At 41.3% G+C, this 17,180-nt stretch carries 15 protein-coding genes; 9 read left to right on the plus strand and 6 right to left on the minus strand.

Annotated features, from left to right (window positions below; translation table 11 throughout):
- Window positions 1–2,250 (plus strand): PAS domain S-box protein (locus PHI47_RS09080; RefSeq protein ID WP_299936508.1); only part of this gene is annotated, 2,250 nt, incomplete at its 5' end.
- A gap of 106 nt (window positions 2,251–2,356) precedes the next feature.
- On the plus strand, window positions 2,357–4,999 hold the full coding sequence (locus tag PHI47_RS09085; RefSeq protein ID WP_299926269.1) for a PAS domain S-box protein: 2,643 nt from the start codon (window positions 2,357–2,359) through the stop codon (window positions 4,997–4,999).
- Window positions 5,000–5,003: 4 nt separating this feature from the next.
- On the opposite strand, the gene PHI47_RS09090 is transcribed toward PHI47_RS09085, so the two are convergent.
- Window positions 5,004–6,329 (minus strand): diguanylate cyclase, encoded by a 1,326-nt coding sequence (locus PHI47_RS09090; protein WP_299926291.1) that lies wholly within the window; start codon window positions 6,327–6,329, stop codon window positions 5,004–5,006.
- A 253-nt stretch (window positions 6,330–6,582) separates the two neighbouring features.
- Between PHI47_RS09090 and PHI47_RS09095 the strand changes: the two genes are divergently transcribed.
- The 5 genes from PHI47_RS09095 (at window position 6,583) to PHI47_RS09115 (ending at window position 9,797) form a co-directional block, all read left to right on the plus strand.
- Complete coding sequence (locus tag PHI47_RS09095) at window positions 6,583–6,861, plus strand: DUF1104 domain-containing protein (protein ID WP_299926272.1); 279 nt, start codon at window positions 6,583–6,585, stop codon at window positions 6,859–6,861.
- Window positions 6,862–6,949: 88 nt separating this feature from the next.
- Window positions 6,950–7,582, plus strand: coding sequence for a response regulator transcription factor (locus tag PHI47_RS09100; RefSeq protein ID WP_299926275.1), 633 nt, complete (start codon window positions 6,950–6,952; stop codon window positions 7,580–7,582).
- The gene (locus PHI47_RS09105; RefSeq protein ID WP_299926278.1) at window positions 7,569–8,624 is read left to right on the plus strand and encodes a HAMP domain-containing sensor histidine kinase; all 1,056 of its coding nucleotides are present in this window, start codon (window positions 7,569–7,571) and stop codon (window positions 8,622–8,624) included. The genes PHI47_RS09100 and PHI47_RS09105 overlap by 14 nt, the downstream gene beginning before the upstream one ends.
- 43 nt (window positions 8,625–8,667) lie before the next feature.
- Entirely contained in the window at window positions 8,668–8,991 is a 324-nt protein-coding gene (locus tag PHI47_RS09110) for a hypothetical protein (protein ID WP_299926281.1), read from the plus strand.
- On the plus strand, window positions 8,988–9,797 hold the full coding sequence (locus PHI47_RS09115) for a DUF3187 family protein (protein WP_299926285.1): 810 nt from the start codon (window positions 8,988–8,990) through the stop codon (window positions 9,795–9,797). The genes PHI47_RS09110 and PHI47_RS09115 overlap by 4 nt, the downstream gene beginning before the upstream one ends.
- Window positions 9,798–9,823: 26 nt before the next feature.
- Here PHI47_RS09115 and PHI47_RS09120 read toward each other — a convergent pair whose 3' ends face one another.
- The 5 genes from PHI47_RS09120 to nifH all read right to left on the minus strand — a co-directional run bounded on the left by PHI47_RS09120 (window position 9,824) and on the right by nifH (window position 14,694).
- Window positions 9,824–10,012: a hypothetical protein gene (locus PHI47_RS09120; protein ID WP_299926288.1), complete on the minus strand. Its 189-nt coding sequence runs from the start codon at window positions 10,010–10,012 to the stop codon at window positions 9,824–9,826.
- 113 nt (window positions 10,013–10,125) lie between these two features.
- The gene (gene nifK / locus PHI47_RS09125; protein WP_299936511.1) at window positions 10,126–11,670 is read right to left on the minus strand and encodes a nitrogenase molybdenum-iron protein subunit beta; all 1,545 of its coding nucleotides are present in this window, start codon (window positions 11,668–11,670) and stop codon (window positions 10,126–10,128) included.
- A 155-nt stretch (window positions 11,671–11,825) separates the two neighbouring features.
- A complete protein-coding gene (nifD, locus tag PHI47_RS09130) occupies window positions 11,826–13,292 on the minus strand; it encodes a nitrogenase molybdenum-iron protein alpha chain (RefSeq protein WP_299926290.1) in 1,467 nt (488 codons plus the stop codon).
- Between the two features lie 14 nt (window positions 13,293–13,306).
- Window positions 13,307–13,666, minus strand: coding sequence for a hypothetical protein (locus tag PHI47_RS09135; RefSeq protein ID WP_299933026.1), 360 nt, complete (start codon window positions 13,664–13,666; stop codon window positions 13,307–13,309).
- Window positions 13,667–13,776: 110 nt separating this feature from the next.
- On the minus strand, window positions 13,777–14,694 hold the full coding sequence (nifH, locus tag PHI47_RS09140; protein ID WP_041192420.1) for a nitrogenase iron protein: 918 nt from the start codon (window positions 14,692–14,694) through the stop codon (window positions 13,777–13,779).
- A 232-nt stretch (window positions 14,695–14,926) separates the two neighbouring features.
- On the opposite strand from nifH, the gene PHI47_RS09145 reads away from it, so the two are divergent.
- Together PHI47_RS09145 and PHI47_RS09150 are read left to right on the plus strand one after the other, a co-directional pair.
- Complete coding sequence (locus tag PHI47_RS09145) at window positions 14,927–15,490, plus strand: hypothetical protein (protein ID WP_299933014.1); 564 nt, start codon at window positions 14,927–14,929, stop codon at window positions 15,488–15,490.
- A 119-nt stretch (window positions 15,491–15,609) separates the two neighbouring features.
- Complete coding sequence (locus tag PHI47_RS09150; protein WP_299933011.1) at window positions 15,610–17,175, plus strand: diguanylate cyclase; 1,566 nt, start codon at window positions 15,610–15,612, stop codon at window positions 17,173–17,175.
- Window positions 17,176–17,180 lie beyond the last annotated feature (5 nt).

Consider the following 17,180-nt stretch of genomic DNA (forward strand, 5'->3'; position numbering starts at 1 on the left):
GAAGCCCATAAAGAGTGGCTAGCCGCTTTGGATGTGGTGGGCGATCCGATCTTCATGTACGATAAAGAGTATCGAATCCTCCGGTGTAATCGAGCCTATCAGAAGCTTGCGGAACTCCCGTTTCACCGAATTATCGGACAACCTTACTTTGATATTTTTCCAAAAACTAATACTCCGCTACAAACAATAGAACACTCTGATAGCACAGGAACTGAAAAAGAGATACAAGTAGGCGAGACACGTTTTCGTTCACGCCTCTACTCATTAAAAGATGAAAACGGCCAATATCTTCATTCCGTGCATATTTTAGAAGACATAACAGAGTATATAAACACAAAACAAGTCTTGAATGACAATGAAGAAAAATTCCGCAGTATTACCTCTTCCGCACAGGATGCTATCCTCATTATGGATGATCAAGGAAATATATCATATTGGAACGAAGCAGCTGAAAAGATATTCGGCTATACAGCTCAAGAGGCGCTCGGGCAATCACTTCATGGACTGCTCACACCCGAACGCTTTCTTGCTGCTCATCGCATCGGTTTCAGCCATTTCATTAAAACGGGCGAAGGTCCGGCAGTTGGCAAAACGCTTGAACTCGCTGCATTAAAAAAAGACGGCACGGAGTTCCCGATCGAGCTTTCCCTCTCAGCTGTTAGAATTTCAGGTCGTTTAAATGCGATAGGTATCATCCGCGATATTTCAGAACGGAAAAAAAGCCAGGAACAGTTGCGTCAAAGCGAAGAAAAATTTCGTTCCCTCGTCGAATCTACCATCGACTGGATATGGGAAATTGACCAAAACGGACACTATACTTATGCCAGTCCCAGAGTAGAAACCCTTCTAGGCTACACCCCTGAAGAAGTCGTTGGAAAATCCCCTTTTGATTTTATGCTACCAGATGAAGTAGATCGTTTAAGCGAGGAATATAAAAAAATTCTTATTGAACAAGCACCGATACAGACATTGGAAAATACCAATATCTGTAAAGACGGAACAATCAAAATCCTAGAAACGAGCGGACTTCCTTTTTTTGATGAGCAAGGTGAGTTTGCCGGATATCGCGGTATTGATAGGGATATAACCGAACGCAAGCAATCTGAAATATCCATAAAACGCGCCAACCGAGCCCTCAAAACACTTTCTGCAGGAAATATGGCATTAGTACGGACAAAAAATGAGGGTGAATTACTTCAGAATGTTACCGATATTATCGTTAAACAGGCTGGATATAACCTCGCGGTTGTTGTCTATGCCGATGAAAATACGCGAAAAAGTCTTACACCTGTAGCTGCTGCAGGAATGAAGGCAGATAATCATAATTGGGCGAACGATGTTACATGGGATGATACGCCAAACGGTCAATTGCCGGTATCCCTTGCGATTCGCAGCGGAACAACACAAGTCTGCCGTAATATTGCGTGTTCGATTGGGTTGCAATTCTGGAAAGATACGGCACTTTCCCAAGGCTATGTTTCCAATATAGCACTACCGCTCACAAATGGAGAAAAGACATTCGGAGCTCTATGTATCTATTCCAGTGAAGAAAATGCATTTGACGATGAAGAAATCAAGCTGCTTGAAGAGTTGGCAAATGACCTTGCATACGGCATTATCAATCTGCGCGCCCGCGTCGAACACGAACAGCATACAACGCTGCTTCGAGAAAGTCTGGAACAATCCATTCAAACGATTGCCGCCACGGTAGAAGCACGAGACCCCTACACTGCCGGGCATCAGAACCGCGTAAGTGAGCTCGCAATAGCCATTGCACAGGAAATGAATCTGGACGAAGAACAGATACATGGGATCCAACTTGCCGCTATCATCCATGACCTAGGGAAAATCCATATCCCGGCAGAAATTCTTTCCAAACCGGGCAGACTCAATAATATCGAGTTTATGTTGATTCAAACCCATCCGCAAGAGGGATACAACATCCTCAAAGATGTCAAATTTCCATGGCCTATCGCCGATATCATTTTACAGCACCATGAAAAACTCGACGGCACCGGTTATCCGCAAGGATTAAAAGACGAAGAGATACTTATCGAGGCAAAGATCATCTGTGTCGCCGACGTAGTCGAAGCCATGTCTTCGCACCGACCTTATCGTGCATCTCTAGGGATCGAACCGGCGCTGGATGAGATACGACGCGGGCGAGGAACATGGTACGATGGAACAATTGTGGATACCTGTCTAAAACTCTTTGAAGAAAAAGGATTTGCTTTTAGTACAGACAAATGATAAGCTTAGAAAAATAGTATTACAAACTATTATGTGATATTATTGTTACAGATGGTGTAGAATAACTTATTGATTTAGTATGAAGATCTAATCCAGGATAGAAATAATGGGCGTCAAAGAAGTCGAAAAAGCACTTAACGAATGGGTAGACGCATTAGATGCCATTGAGTATCCTATTTTCATGCATGACAGAGAATTTCGCATTTTACGCTGTAATCGTGCGTATCAACTACATGCAGAATTGCCGTTTCAAGAGATCATAGGTCGTCCCTACTACGAACTCTTCCCAAAAAATGACGGCCCCATGCATCACTGTTTAGAAGCATTAGAGTGTTCTGACGATGAAGGAAGCGAAGAAGAGATACAGGTGGATGAGCGCTTTTTCTTTTCTCGCGGAGTTATTATCAAAGATGATAATGGCAATTACCTTTATTCCTTGCATATTCTCAAAGATGTCACCGAACAACGAAAAATCGAGCAGGCACTCCGTGAGAGTGAGGGAAAATTTCGTGCATTGGTCGAATCAACCAGTGACTGGATATGGGAAATCAATGCTAAAGGCCTTTATACCTATATCAGTCCAAGGGTCGAAGAGCTTCTTGGATACACTCCGGAGGAAGTATTAGGGAAATCTCCTTTTGATTTCATGACACCTGAAGAAGTAGAGCGAATCGGCGACGAATTTCAAAAAATCATCGCTGACTGCGCCCCTTTAAATACACTTCAGAACGTCAATCGCTGCAAAGACGGCACACTCAAAATCTTGGAAACCAGCGGTCTCCCTTTTTTTAACGAACAAGGAGATTTTTTAGGCTATCGTGGAATAGACAGAGATGTTACCGCACGCATACATGCAGAAGAACATCTACGCGAAAGTGAAATACGATACCGTACCCTTTTTGAGGCAATGCTTAACGGTTTTGCCTATTGCCAAATGATTTATGATGAAGGACGCCCCGCAGACTTTATCTATCTTGAGGTCAACAAAGCATTTGAGCAGCAGACCGGCCTCAAAAATGTCATTGGCAAACGTCTAAGCGAAGTGGTCCCAGGAATCCGACAATCTGATCCGGAGCTTTTCGAACGATATGTACGAGTTGCTTCCGGAGGTAAGTCGGAGCAATTTGAAACTTATGTAAAATCGCTCAACATGTGGTTTTTTATCTCTCTGTACTGTCCGATGACAGGATATTTTGTTGCTGTCTTTGACGTCATTACTGAACGAAAGCTTGCGGAAGAAACCCTCAAAAACGAAGTCACTCGCCGTCGTATTATGATGGAAAGTTCCCATGACGGTATCGCTGTCATTGACAAAGATTTCAAAATAGTAGAAGCCAACGCCTGTTTTGAAAATATGATCGGGTATACACCTGAAGAAATACTTGATTTGCATATATGGGATTTTGAAGCCTTAATGAATGAACATGAGATCCGAAACAAATTTCTCGATATAGGAAGTGTAAATACCACGATCGAAACCCGTCATCGCCGAAAAAACGGTACCCTCTACGATGCTGAAGTGAGTATCAGCGGGGTAATAATCAATGGTGAGCCGATGACTTTTACCATTACTAGAGATATCACCGAACGAAAAAAAGAACAAAATGCTTTAATGCATGCAAACCGTGCTCTAAAAACGCTTTCTGCCGGAAATATGGCTCTCGTACGGGCAAACGATGAACAGGAACTCCTCCAGCAAGTTACAGATATCATCAAAATACAGGCCGGATACAACCTCGCTGTTGTCGTATATGCTAATAATGATGCTACAAAAAGTATTACGATGATGGCAAGTTCCGGAATGGAAGACGATGATTATGAATGGCTGAATCGAGTCACATGGGATGATACGTCAAACGGCCAATTTCCTGTTTCTCATGCGATACGCAGCGGAATGACACAAGTTTACAGAAATAACCAATGTATAATCGGGTGTGAGACATGGAGAGAAAGTATACAGATAAAAGACTACACCTCTAACATCGCATTACCTCTCTTTGATGGGAAGAAAGTATTTGGTGCTTTGTGTATCTATTCTTCTAAAGAGAACTCTTTTGAAGACAATGAAATCCGACTCTTAGAAGAGCTTTCCGGTGACCTCGCATTTGGAGTAATTACCTTGCGTACCCGTATTGCACACGACCAACAGGCAAAAGCCCTACGCCAAAGTCTCGAGCAATCGATTCAGATTATTGCTGCTACCGTCGAAGCAAGAGATCCCTACACTGCCGGTCATCAGCGCCGTGTTTCAGAACTTGCATCCGCCATCGCACAGGAAATCGGTTTAAGTGAAGAGGAAGTCCAAGGAATCCATTTTGCCGCTCTTATCCACGATCTGGGGAAAATTCATATCCCTGCCGAAATTCTAGTCAAGCCCGGCAGACTCAGTGAAATCGAATTTATGCTTATCAAGACCCATCCGCAGGAAGGATATAATATTCTCAAAGATGTCAAATTTCCATGGCCCATAGCCGATACAATTTTGCAGCATCATGAAAAAATTGATGGGTCCGGTTATCCGCAAGGGCTGAAAGGGGAAGATATTCTTATAGGGGCAAAAATTATCTGTGTTGCTGACGTAGTCGAAGCCATGTCGTCTCATCGCCCGTATCGTGCATCCTTAGGGATCGAACCGTCACTGGATGAGATTCGACGCGGACGGGGAACTTGGTACGATTCTACAGTGGTTGATGCTTGTTTGACACTTTTTGAAAAAAAAGGGTTTATGTTTACGTCCTATTCAGGGTAGATTTTTACTCTTTTTCACCTAATATGACTCGATTTCTCCCATTCTCTTTTGCTCGATAGAGTTGCATATCCGCCTCTTTATAGAGCTCATCACACGACATGACACTATCAGGATAATAGAGTGCAATTCCGATCGATACGGTTACACATGAAGCAGGATCGTTTTTTTCATGTAATATTGCCAACTTTTCAACTGAAGTACGAATGTGTTCAGCCAAAGCTCCGTATTTTTCTTCATTCATATCGCTGACGATAATCCCGAATTCTTCCCCACCCAATCGAAATGCATACTCACCGAATCTTGATGTATAAAATTTGAGTACATTGGCAATTTTACTGAGTACAGTATCTCCTGCGTGATGTCCATAGGTGTCGTTGTAAAGTTTAAAATTATCAACATCCAGCATCATCAATGCCAGAGTGGAGTGATGCTGTTTGACACGGTTGAGCTCATCATCAATTATTTTCGCATAAAAACGGCGATTATACAGACCGGTCATCGCATCGGTAATGGCCATCTCTTCAATCAGTTTTTGATCCGTGATATCATGTCGTACAGCTGTATAGCCCGTAATTACACCCTCTTCTATATTCGGTGTAATGGTTGTATCCACCCAATACTCACCACCATCGGATTTACGATTTTTCATCTCGCCATGCCATATTTTCCCCGAGCTGATAGTAGCCCATAACTCTTCAAATAATGTTGCAGGCATGTCGGGATGTCGAATAATACGGTGATTCTCTCCGATGAGGTCCTCTTTCGTATAGCCGCTGATCCGGCAAAATGCCTCTGATGCATACGTAATCGTGCCGTTTATATCGGTTTGAGAAGTGATAACATAATTATCGATTATGTCGAGATAACCTTGAAGCTGTTTTGATTTGATTTTAATCTTTTTAGCGAGACGTTGATTGAGTTCTTCAATCTGTTCTTTATAGATAAACAAGACTTCATTCTGATTATTAAGCTGCTCAATCTTGCGCCGCGTTTCTACGGACATTTGGTTAAATATGCTCATCAATAGCTTCCATTCAACATCATAGTCTTCAATGTTAAAATGGACATTATAATCACCATCCGCTATTTTCAAAGCGTTTTCGGTCAATTCCGTAATCGGTTTTGAAAACGATCTGAATACCTTTATAATCAATCCGATAACAATAGAAACACCGATAAAGTACAAAATTATTAAGCTTAGAGAGGGATCATACCCTTCCTGAACCGATTGTTTTAATGCCCATATAATAGAAAGCAGTAAAAGAAAAAAAAACATAGCTATTGCGATCAACCAGACGACTGTTCGTTGCAATAGAGTCATTTTTTTCATCTGAAACACAATCAAACCTTTAATTGATTTCACATTCCATCATAAAACTTTATGACATGAATCATGATATTTTTTGACTGAAACTTACAAAAGATTTCGACACTGTGTATAAATGAAACAAATACTTAAACATGTAAGCTCCCTCTTTAATATATCTAATGTATGGATGACATTGCATTCATTGTACTTCGCACTAACACTTCACTAATGCTACTACGTAATACTTTCAGCATCTAAAACACAGGAGCATCCCATGAAAAAGTTAGGTCTAATCGCATTATTAAGTGTTGCAGCGTTTGCAACAGACTACAGTGCTATGAATATGGAAGAGATGAAAGCAATGCGTGGATCAGTACCGATCGAAGAACGCGCAGCCTACCAAGCCCAAATGCAAACCCGTATGCAATCTATGAACCAAGAAGAGCGACAGATCATGCAAAGAGATATGACTCAAAATAGATTTAATCACCAAAATGGTGCTAGATCACAAATGGGTCAAGGCGGAGGCATGCAGCACCAAAGAATGCGATGAGTTTAGAAGAACTCTGCGTCAAAAACCATCTCGCAGCGTTTAATAAACAACTCTGATATAATTATTAATACACTTAAAAGGAGTTTCATTGACTATCCTCTTGTTGGAAGACGATACAGTTCTAGGTGAAACTCTGCACGAAATGCTCACTGAAGCAGGATATGCGACAGACTGGGTTTCCGATGGCGAAGCAGCGGCGGAAGCCGCCTTCAACACTCACTATGATCTCTATATTTTTGATATCAATGTCCCTGAGATCAACGGTTTCGATCTTGTAGAAAGTCTCCGCAGTGCCGATGATCAAACCCCTACAATTTTTATCAGTGCAATGAGCGATATTGCTTCCATCACAAAAGGATTTGGTGTGGGTGCAAACGATTATCTAAAAAAACCCTTTTATCCAGAAGAGCTTTTAGTTCGTATCGAGGCCCGATTCGGTCAGATCAAACAAGATGTACAATATGGAGAGGTCACCTATAATCCTATTAATGATGAAGTAAAACGAAACGGAAAATTCTTGTCACTCGGTGATGTACAGCTGCCATTCTTACGCCTTTTTATAACCAATATCGGCCGCACTATCAGCAAAGAAAGTTTATTCGATCTAATGGAACACCCTAGTCAGAGTGCATTACGAGTCGCAATCAACAAACTCAAACATACTACCGGATGGAACATCGAAAATGTTCGGGGGATAGGATATCGCATTGAGAAGAGCTGAACGTGAATCGTTTCTAAAAAGTTTCGGAGTCTTTTTTCTCTCTCTCGCCTTTTTGAGCGGAGTACTGGAGTATTATGAATATTTCAAACTCAAACACGAAATCCATGAAAAAGTATACAATGAAATGCGTTTATGCAGTTACGATCTCAAATGTACCCAATACGACTTTGATTTTGTCCCGCTGGAATCGAAAAAACTCTACCAGCTCAGTGAATCACACCAAGAGCTGTATGCGCTGTTTTCAATACCGAAAAACGATACCTATGCCCTGAAACTTAGCTTGTCGCAAAGTCATTATCAAAAACTGCTGCGACAATCACAAAATCAAGTGATAGGTCATTATCTCTGGGCACTTGCAGTCATATTAGTCATCTCAGCCCTCTTTTCTCTCTATGCTCTCAATCCATTGCGTCGGGCTCTGCGTTTGACCGAAGAGTTCAGTCGTGATATTTTGCATGATCTAAATACTCCTCTATCAACCCTTCGTCTGAATGTCAGCCGATTAAGCGTCGAACAAAAGGATGAAAAAAAGATAGCACGAATCACACAAAGCATCGATACAATCGTCTCATTAGGGGATAATTTACGCGGATATCTCGAAGAACATGATGTCAAGCGTGAACGTTTCGACCTCCATGGTCTATTGGAAGAGAGGTTGATAGCGTTTCAAAAGCTTTATCCTGAAATCACGTTTACCCTCAATCAAGAAACGCTCTTGATCGATACAAATCGAGATGCTTTTGTCCGTATTATCGACAATCTGCTTAGCAATGCCGCTAAATACAACATTCGAAGCGGCTCAGTTAACATCAATGTTGATAGCCGCAAAGCATCTCTTTTTATACAAGATACAGGCAAAGGGATTGCCCATCCTGAAAAGATTTTTGAGCGTTTTTACAAAGAACATGAACGTGGAATGGGAATCGGACTGCATATCGTAAAAAAATTCTGCGATATGCTAAAAATATCCATAGAGGTAGAAAGTTCACCCGGCAAAGGGAGTCTATTCACACTACAGCTTGCTTCGCTAACGGTTCGCTAATGGTTTTATACCATACTTACACTATTTAAAAAAAAGGATACATATGAATACTAAACTCTCTTTACTATTCGTCCTCGTAACTGCTATATCACTGGATGCCGCTCAATCACTGAACGAACAGATTGAAGCGATCAAACATGCCAATCCTCAGGAAAGAGTAGAATTAATGAATGCTCTTAAAATGAAAATCGCCGCAATGAATGAAGAAGAACGCTCCAATGCGTTAGAAACACTCAAAAGCAGTATGGGAGGAAGTGGGAAATTTCAAAACGGTTTCACACAAGGAAGCGGTGTAGGCGGTTCAGGAGTGATACCGTTATATAATAAAAATATCAATTCCGCTCCAAAACAGCAAGGACATCCATGAAACGGAGCTATCTTGTTGCACTTTTAATTAGTACTTCACTATTTGGATACACCGACAGCGATATGGACGGTGTAGAAGACGCGTATGACAAATGTCCGCAAACACTGTTTAGTGATTTGGTCGATCTAAACGGTTGTACGATACAAAGCACACAAAACTCACTTCATTTTGATCTGATTTTTGCCGAAGAATATTCAAAAATAAACTACGCTTCACAAGAATACAGCGATACGTGGACAACATCATTTGAGGCTGATATCTATCTAAAAAACTGGATATTTCAAGGATTCACATCCTACTACCGTTCCGATCTATCCGATGCAATGGCAAACGGCTGGAATGACACACTGATAAATGTTTTATATCGAATCACACCAACTGAAAAACTTACACTCTATCCCGGCATAGGTATCGTTCTTCCGACGTATAAAAGCAGTTATAGCAATGAGGCTGTTGACTATACAGCATTATTAAATTTACAGTATGAAATCGATTCTACAAAATATTTGTTCGGTGGATACAGCCATACATGGGTAAATGATAAGGATGTGGCAAAAGCAACGTATCAAAATACGCAAATGTTTCAAGCAGGCTTTGGATATCAGTTAACACCCAAATCAACACTCAGTATCTCATATAACCAAAACGATACGATCTATCAAGATATTGAAAGTGTTAAGAGTATTCATGCCGGATATATGCAAAATATCGGCTCACACTGGTCAATCGGGGGTGATTACGGGTATGGTCTGAGTGATTCGGCGAGCGACCATTCATTGATTATCGGACTGAAATATCATTATTAAAAAGCAATACACCGTACTGGTGTATTTTAGGAGAGTGGAGTAGTTTGGACGACGAAATAAAGTTCATCTTTTAGAGTATTGAGACTTTTAATGACATTGCTTCGTCGAGTCTCATCAAGGTCGAAATGTTGTTCGATTGAATCATAAATACGATCGATACTCGCATAGATTTCGACCATTAATTCTGCTTTTAATTTATCTTGTACACCGGCCATAAATCATCCTATTTGTTTGACTAAGTCTTTCGAAAAAAACTCAACCAAAAAAATCCCCATAAGGGGAAAATGACGAGAAACAATGAAGTTTTGTCCCGCAAGGGGACAAAGATTTAGCGAATGAGGTCGAAGAAGTAGTCCGTTGTAGCGATACCTTTGGTATCTTCATCCAATTGGTCAAGAACTTTGTTCGTGATCCAAGTAAGAAGGTTCAACGCTCCATCGTATCCGCTGATAGAGTAACGGTGTAGGTGATGACGGTCGAAGATTGGGAATCCGATGTAGATCAACGGAGTACCAGTATCACGCATCAACTCTTTACCATAGCTGTTACCGATCATGAAATCGACAGGCTCAGTGAACAAGAGTGAACGCATTGCCCACAAGTCTTTTCCTGCCCAAACATTTAGGCTATCTTTCGCCGGAGATGTATCAAGCAATGCTCTCATTTCATCTTCCCAACCGTTCGGTGCATTGTGGCATAGAACGTGAGTCGGCTCTGCACCCATCTCTAACAAGAATGAAACAACACCTAGAAGGAAGTCAGGATCACCCCAGATAGCGAATTTTTTACCGTGCATGTACGGATAGCTGTCTTGCATAGCATCAACTAAACGGCCGCGCTCGATTTTTAGTTTTGCAGGAACTTCTTTACCTGTCAATTCTGCAAGTTTCATAACAAACTCATCAGTCCCTTTAAGACCGATTGGGTTGCTTGTTCCACCAGCATGTTTCCAACGTTTTTCTACCATTTTCATAGTTTTAGACGTTGCATATTTTTGAAGACTGATAGTAGCAGAAGAGTTGATACAATCTTTTGCGTCTTCGATTTTTGTTCCGCCTTGGAACATTTCGTATTGACCAGCAGGCATATCCCATTGATCAGAGTGGTCACCCAACATGATATAGTCAGTGTCGAATGCTTCTACGATGCTTTTTACTGAACGAAGGCTTCCGATATACGTTTCAAAACCAGGGATGATATTGATACGTTGTTTTGTTTCGCCTTTGTTACCTTCAGTAAGTTGAGACATGATACCGTGCATCATGTTGTCATATCCAGTGATATGGCTTCCTACGAATGAAGGAGTGTGTGCAAACGGAATCGGATATTCAGCAGGTAAAAACTCACCTTTATCTTCTTCTTTTGCAGCGATGATGAATGCCATCAAGTCGTCACCGATAACTTCTGCCATACAAGTAGTAGAAACAGCGATCATTTTAGGTTTGTAAACTGCAGCACAGTTTTTAAGACCCTCTTTCATATTTACCAATCCACCGAATACCGCAGCATCTTCAGTCATAGAGTCAGATACACATGGTGTAGGCTCTTTGAAGTGACGAGTAAAGTATGAACGGAAATACGCAACACATCCATGTGAACCATGAACGTAAGGCATAGTACCTTCAAACCCGAGTGCAACCATAACCGCACCAAGAGGTTGGCATGCTTTCGCAGGGTTAACAGTAATTGCTTCACGAGCAAGGTTTTTCTCACGGTAATCCCATGATTTAGTCCACTCAGCAATCTCTTCAACTTTCGCAGGGTTGATTGCGAGCATGGACGACTCAAATTGTTTTTTGTTTTTGAGTACATCTTGGTACTCAGGTCGTTTAAACAGGTCTTTCCCGTTTACGATTTTTTCTACTTCTTGCATTGTGTTTTCCTTGGTATAGACAATTTTCTGCCTCATACGAGGCAAGGAATTTTCAAAGCGCCAAAAGCGCAAGGGCCTGCTGCGAGAGCCAACTCAGTGTGTATAATTAAAGCAGCTGAGCCGGACTAAGCTCGCTCAGTGCAGGGAAGAAGGCTTCAGCCTTCTTGTTCCCATGGTGCTTTTGAATGTGCCCATACAGGAGAATTGATCGCAAGATCCATATCCTGGGCGAAAATAGCGAATCCATCGTACCCGTGGTAAGGTCCGCTGTAATCCCATGAGTGCATTTGACGGTATGGAAGACCCATTTTTTGGAATACATACTTCTCTTTGATCCCAGAAGCTACTAGGTCAGGTTGAAGTTTTTTAACGAACGCTTCAAGCTCATACTCGTTGACATCATCATAGATTACAGTCGAACGGAAAATCTCTTCTTTTGTACGTTTGTAGTCGTCATCATGAGCGAACTCATAACCGGTTCCGATTACTTCCATACCCAAATCTTCGTAAGCACCGATAACGTGACGAGGGCGGAGACCACCGACGAACAACATTACAGTTTTACCATTAAGACGTGGTTTATATTTCGCGATAACCGCATCGATCATCGGTTGATATTTAGCGATAACTTCTTCACATTTTGCTTGGATGCTCTCATCAAAGAACGCCGCGATTTTGCGGAGAGATTTGATAGTTTGTGACGGTCCGAAGAAGTTATATTCAATCCAAGGTATCCCGTACTCTTTTTCCATGTGTCGGCTGATGTAGTTCATTGAACGGTAGCAGTGAAGCAAGTTCAATTTAACTTTTGGAGTCAATGCCATCTCTTTAAGAGTCGCATCTCCAGACCATTGTGCAACAACACGAAGACCCATTTCTTCCAAAAGAATACGGCTTGACCAAGCGTCACCACCGATGTTATAGTCACCGATGATTGCTACGTCATACTCAGTCGTTTCTACATCGCTTGTATTAACATTTACTTTTGCATCAAAAACATAGTCACGAACCGTGTCATTTGCGATGTGGTGACCCAATGATTGAGAAACCCCACGGAAACCTTCACAGTTAACAGGAACGATTGTTTTATCAAGCTCTTTTGCTTTTACTTTCGCAACAGCACCGATATCATCCCCGATCAAACCGATCGGACATTCTGATTGTACAGTGATACCGTTATTCAAAGGGAAAAGGTTATTGATTTCATCAATAGCGATACCCAATTTTTTGTCTCCGCCGAAAACGATGTTGTTTTCTTGGAAATCCGTACTAAAGTTCATAGTAACGAATGTATCAACACCGGTTACACCGATATAATAGTTACGACGACCAGCACGGCTGTATTGACCGCATCCGATAGGACCGTGAGAGATATGAATCATATCTTTAACTGGACCCCATACAACCCCTTTAGAACCTGCATAAGCACAACCACGTTGACTCATAACACCAGGGACGGTTTTTTTGTTAGAACGGACATCACCGCACGTTTTTTGATTTTCGTCATTTGGAGAACCAACGCCTAAGTGTTTTTCACGGTTTTTTGCCGCTTTCTCAGGATACGCTTTTAAGATCTCTTCAATGGCCGCTTTTTGTTTAGCTTCTAGTGTTTCTGGACCCATAATACACCCCTTCCTTACGCGACTTCGATACGGAATTGTTCCATCGAATCTAAGTTATGACACAATTTCATTGTTTCATCATCCGCTGCATCAACTCTTTTAGAGATTGCAGACATTTGGTAACGGTTCATGTAGATCATGTATTTTTGTGCTTTATCAGGGTTCTCTTCTTTGAAGTAATGAACCATTGCACGGAACAAGAAAGTATCTTTGTTTGTGTAGCTGATCCACTCTTTATCTTTATCTTTAGTACCCATCAAAAGTTTGATCTCTTTAACGTCACTGATATCAACATCGGCAATTTTTTCTGCAACTAATTCGTCTGGAATTTGATTCCCCATTGAAGCTGGGAAGTGAAAACCTAATACAAACATCTAATCTCCTTTTTCTGTTGTTTTCTTTTCATTATTAACAAGATGTTAAACGTCATAGAACTTCTATGACAGCCATTGAAGATTCCTCAAAAGAGGAATCGTTCGGTACCTTACGCTTCGTGCGCAGCTTTACCAACTTGAGACTCATCAACTTCGTCTTCGAGACCGAATGCAAGGAGCAAGTCTTCAAGCTCATCCATACTGATTGGAGTAGGAATGATTTTCATATCGTTATAAACGATTTTACGAGCAAGCTCTTTGTATTCGCGAGCTTGGTCAGAATATGGGCTGTATTCAACAACCGTCATACGGCGTAGTTCAGCATGTTGAACGATGTTGTTACGTGGTACGAAGTGGATCAATTGAGTTCCAAGGCGTTGAGCAAGCTCAAGTGCCAAATCGTACTCTTTGTCTGTCATACGAGCGTTACATACTAGACCGGCAAGACGAACTCCACCAGTGTTTGCATATTTCAAAATCCCTTTAGAGATGTTGTTAGCTGCGTACATCGCCATCATTTCACCAGACATAACGATGTAAATTTCTTGTGCTTTACCTTCACGAATAGGCATTGCAAATCCGCCGCAAACAACGTCACCAAGAACGTCGTAAGAAACGAAGTCAAGACCTTCTTCATCGTAAGCGCCTTCTTCTTCGAGGAAGTTAATCGCAGTAATAACACCACGACCTGCACAACCTACTCCTGGCTCTGGTCCGCCTGACTCTGTACAGTTGATCCAACCGCCCGGAGTTTCTTTATCAAATAAACCTTTACCCCAAAGACGAGCTTGTTCCATCTCAACGTCTTCGATGGTGCCGTATTCTGCTGCAAGAGAAAGAATAGTATCTTGTGCTTTCTCGTGAAGAATCAAACGAGTTGAATCCGCTTTTGGATCACATCCAACGATCATAATATTTTTATCGAAATAGTGTGACATTGCTGCCAATGTATTTTGAGATGTAGTAGATTTACCGATCCCACCTTTTCCGTAGAACGCGATTTGTCGCAAGCTAGCTGCTCCAGCCATGTTATCCCCTTATTTTTGAACTTCACTTAGGTTGATGCATGCGTCGTTCTATGGTTTTTTACGACATTTTCTAAAACGTTACGACAAAACAGCACTTTGTGTACAAATTTGTAGGAATAGGTTTTGCAGGGGTATGACAAACACCTTTTTGGCTCTTTTGATTAAAAAATAAGCGATCATTCTGAGTAAAAATTATTTCAAGCCGTTACACTTCTACTAAAAAGGGGCGGCTATGTCCAATAAAGAAAAATCCATCCACAATCTCCATCAAGCCCGTACAGCTCATATTCGCTGGGTCAACACGATAAAACTGCTCGTGTCCGGTATAGATGTTCCCTCTGATTCGATTCAACTCAGTTCTACCGATTCACTCTTTGGAAAATGGTTTTATGATGAAGCGATGCTCTTTAGTCTAGGGACTTCTCGAATGGTTATCGAAGAGATAGAAGAATTACTACTTACATTGCATGATAAATACATGAAGATATATCCTATCTATTTTGGACAAAAGAAGAAAAATATTTTAGGTGGTCTATTAGGAAGCAAGAGTAAAGCAAGCGAACATGAAATCGAGCTCTCAGTTCGCTATTATGAAGAGATCATCACTTTATCGGATAAACTCAAACACAAGCTTCGTATTTTAGAGAGTCAACTCCTCAGTTTAGGAGAAGATAAATTTGATGTCATTGCCGGGTTTACAAACGTAGAAATTTCAGCGCCCTTAGAACTCAAAATTCCTGAATCGGTCAATAATGAAGAAGAAGTGTATTATTATGGAACGCGAGGGAGAGGCTAATTATTCTCTCTTTAGCACTCCCCGTCCACTTTCATACCATATAAGCCATAACCCTCAAAGTTCTCCTCTGCTATAATTGCATAAGAATACCTAATCATACTTTCACTAAATGAGAATTCATGCTCCATTTCATTGACTATATCTACTTTATCTACGGCCTTGCATTTTTCATGTTTGGCTTTAGTATCCTCCACTACCCGATGGAAAATTCTATTTTCAAATTTACCCGTGAGTTAAAATATTTGGGTGCATTTGGAATTATCCACGGTATATCCGAATGGCTCGTCATGTTCAAATCATTGGGCGCTGAAGAGACTAAAGAGGTCTTTGAGCTAGCCAGTTTGATAATGATGAGCCTCTCGTATGCTATCCTTTTCTATTTTTCTTTACGAGTTGTTTCGAATAAAACATTTTCGATGATTACTCTTCTCTTTATTATTTTAGGTTCGGCTGTATTTTTGATAGGTTTTCATCATATTTCTTCTGTAAATGTCAATATTCTGATTCGCTACTTCCTCGGTGCTCCGGGAATTTTCATGACCGCATACATATTTTTTCACCCCTTTTACCTTGTCCAAGGATCGGTATATGATTCTATGAAACGATGCGCTTATCTCCTTGCAAGCACTTTTTTTCTCTATGGAATCTTTGCAGGACTCATTGTCCCCACTGGATCGTTTTTCCCCTCATCCGTAGTGAACAAAGACTCTTTTGAAGCACTCACCACTTTACCGATCGAGCTGTTCCGCGCTTTGTGCGCAATTGTGGCAAGCTATGCGATCACACAGATACTGCGTGTCTTTAAACACCAAACCGACTTTCATCTTCTCAGACTCTCAAAAGCACTCGAAGAGAGCGGAGATACCGTAGTCATTACCGATCTGGAGGGAAAAATAGAATATGTCAACCGTACTTTTGAGCAGCAATCGGGATATTTAGCGCATGAAGTCATCGGCAATACACCCAATATCCTCCGATCCGGAGAACACCAAACCTCCTTTTATCAGCATCTATGGGATACGATCCTTTCAGGGGAAACTTATCGCGGAGTCCTGACAAATAAACGAAAAGATGCAACCCTTTATCATGAATTCAAAACCATCGTCCCGTTAAAAAACAAGCGTCAGGAACTCACCAATTTTATCTCAACCGGTAAAGACATCACATCACGAGTCATCTTTGAACATGAGCTTGAAAAAGCTGCATCTACCGATCCGCTGACCAATGCGGCAAACCGATTGCAGTGTAATCGATGGCTCACATTAGCAACTGAACATGCCCAAGACTCCACTATTTCAGTTTCCTTGATCCTTTTTGATATCGATGATTTTAAAAAAGTAAATGATACCTTCGGACACAATGCGGGGGATGATGTCCTGATCCAAATTGCCGAAGTCGTCCGTACCATAGTAAGGAGCAATGAGATGTTCGCGCGCTGGGGCGGTGAAGAGTTTGTCATTCTGCAAATAGATACACCTTTTGAGGGAACTATAGCCCTTGCCGAACGGCTCAAAAAAGAGATCGAGCACTCTACGTTTAAAGAGGTCGGTCATATAACCGTTAGCATCGGTGTAGCTCAATACAATGGTGCTGAGAGCATCGAATCGTTTGTCAAAAAAGCAGATGATGCCATGTATCAGGCAAAAGAGGAAGGAAAAAATAAGGTTGTCGTGAGCAAAAGATAATCAAT

The sequence above is a fragment of the Sulfuricurvum sp. genome (genome assembly GCF_028713855.1).
GTDB lineage: Bacteria > Campylobacterota > Campylobacteria > Campylobacterales > Sulfurimonadaceae > Sulfuricurvum.

What these genes read in the sequence shown, in the direction of transcription:
- PHI47_RS09085 (WP_299926269.1), top strand. Translation starts at nt 2,357, where the DNA reads ATGGGCGTCAAAGAAGTCGAAAAAGCACTTAACGAATGGGTAGACGCA.
- PHI47_RS09090 (WP_299926291.1), bottom strand. Translation starts at nt 6,329, where the DNA reads ATGAAAAAAATGACTCTATTGCAACGAACAGTCGTCTGGTTGATCGCA.
- PHI47_RS09095 (WP_299926272.1), top strand. Translation starts at nt 6,583, where the DNA reads ATGAAAAAGTTAGGTCTAATCGCATTATTAAGTGTTGCAGCGTTTGCA.
- PHI47_RS09110 (WP_299926281.1), top strand. Translation starts at nt 8,668, where the DNA reads ATGAATACTAAACTCTCTTTACTATTCGTCCTCGTAACTGCTATATCA.
- PHI47_RS09115 (WP_299926285.1), top strand. Translation starts at nt 8,988, where the DNA reads ATGAAACGGAGCTATCTTGTTGCACTTTTAATTAGTACTTCACTATTT.
- PHI47_RS09120 (WP_299926288.1), bottom strand. Translation starts at nt 10,012, where the DNA reads ATGGCCGGTGTACAAGATAAATTAAAAGCAGAATTAATGGTCGAAATC.
- nifK (WP_299936511.1), bottom strand. Translation starts at nt 11,670, where the DNA reads ATGCAAGAAGTAGAAAAAATCGTAAACGGGAAAGACCTGTTTAAACGA.
- nifD (WP_299926290.1), bottom strand. Translation starts at nt 13,292, where the DNA reads ATGGGTCCAGAAACACTAGAAGCTAAACAAAAAGCGGCCATTGAAGAG.
- PHI47_RS09135 (WP_299933026.1), bottom strand. Translation starts at nt 13,666, where the DNA reads ATGTTTGTATTAGGTTTTCACTTCCCAGCTTCAATGGGGAATCAAATT.
- nifH (WP_041192420.1), bottom strand. Translation starts at nt 14,694, where the DNA reads ATGGCTGGAGCAGCTAGCTTGCGACAAATCGCGTTCTACGGAAAAGGT.
- PHI47_RS09145 (WP_299933014.1), top strand. Translation starts at nt 14,927, where the DNA reads ATGTCCAATAAAGAAAAATCCATCCACAATCTCCATCAAGCCCGTACA.
- PHI47_RS09150 (WP_299933011.1), top strand. Translation starts at nt 15,610, where the DNA reads ATGCTCCATTTCATTGACTATATCTACTTTATCTACGGCCTTGCATTT.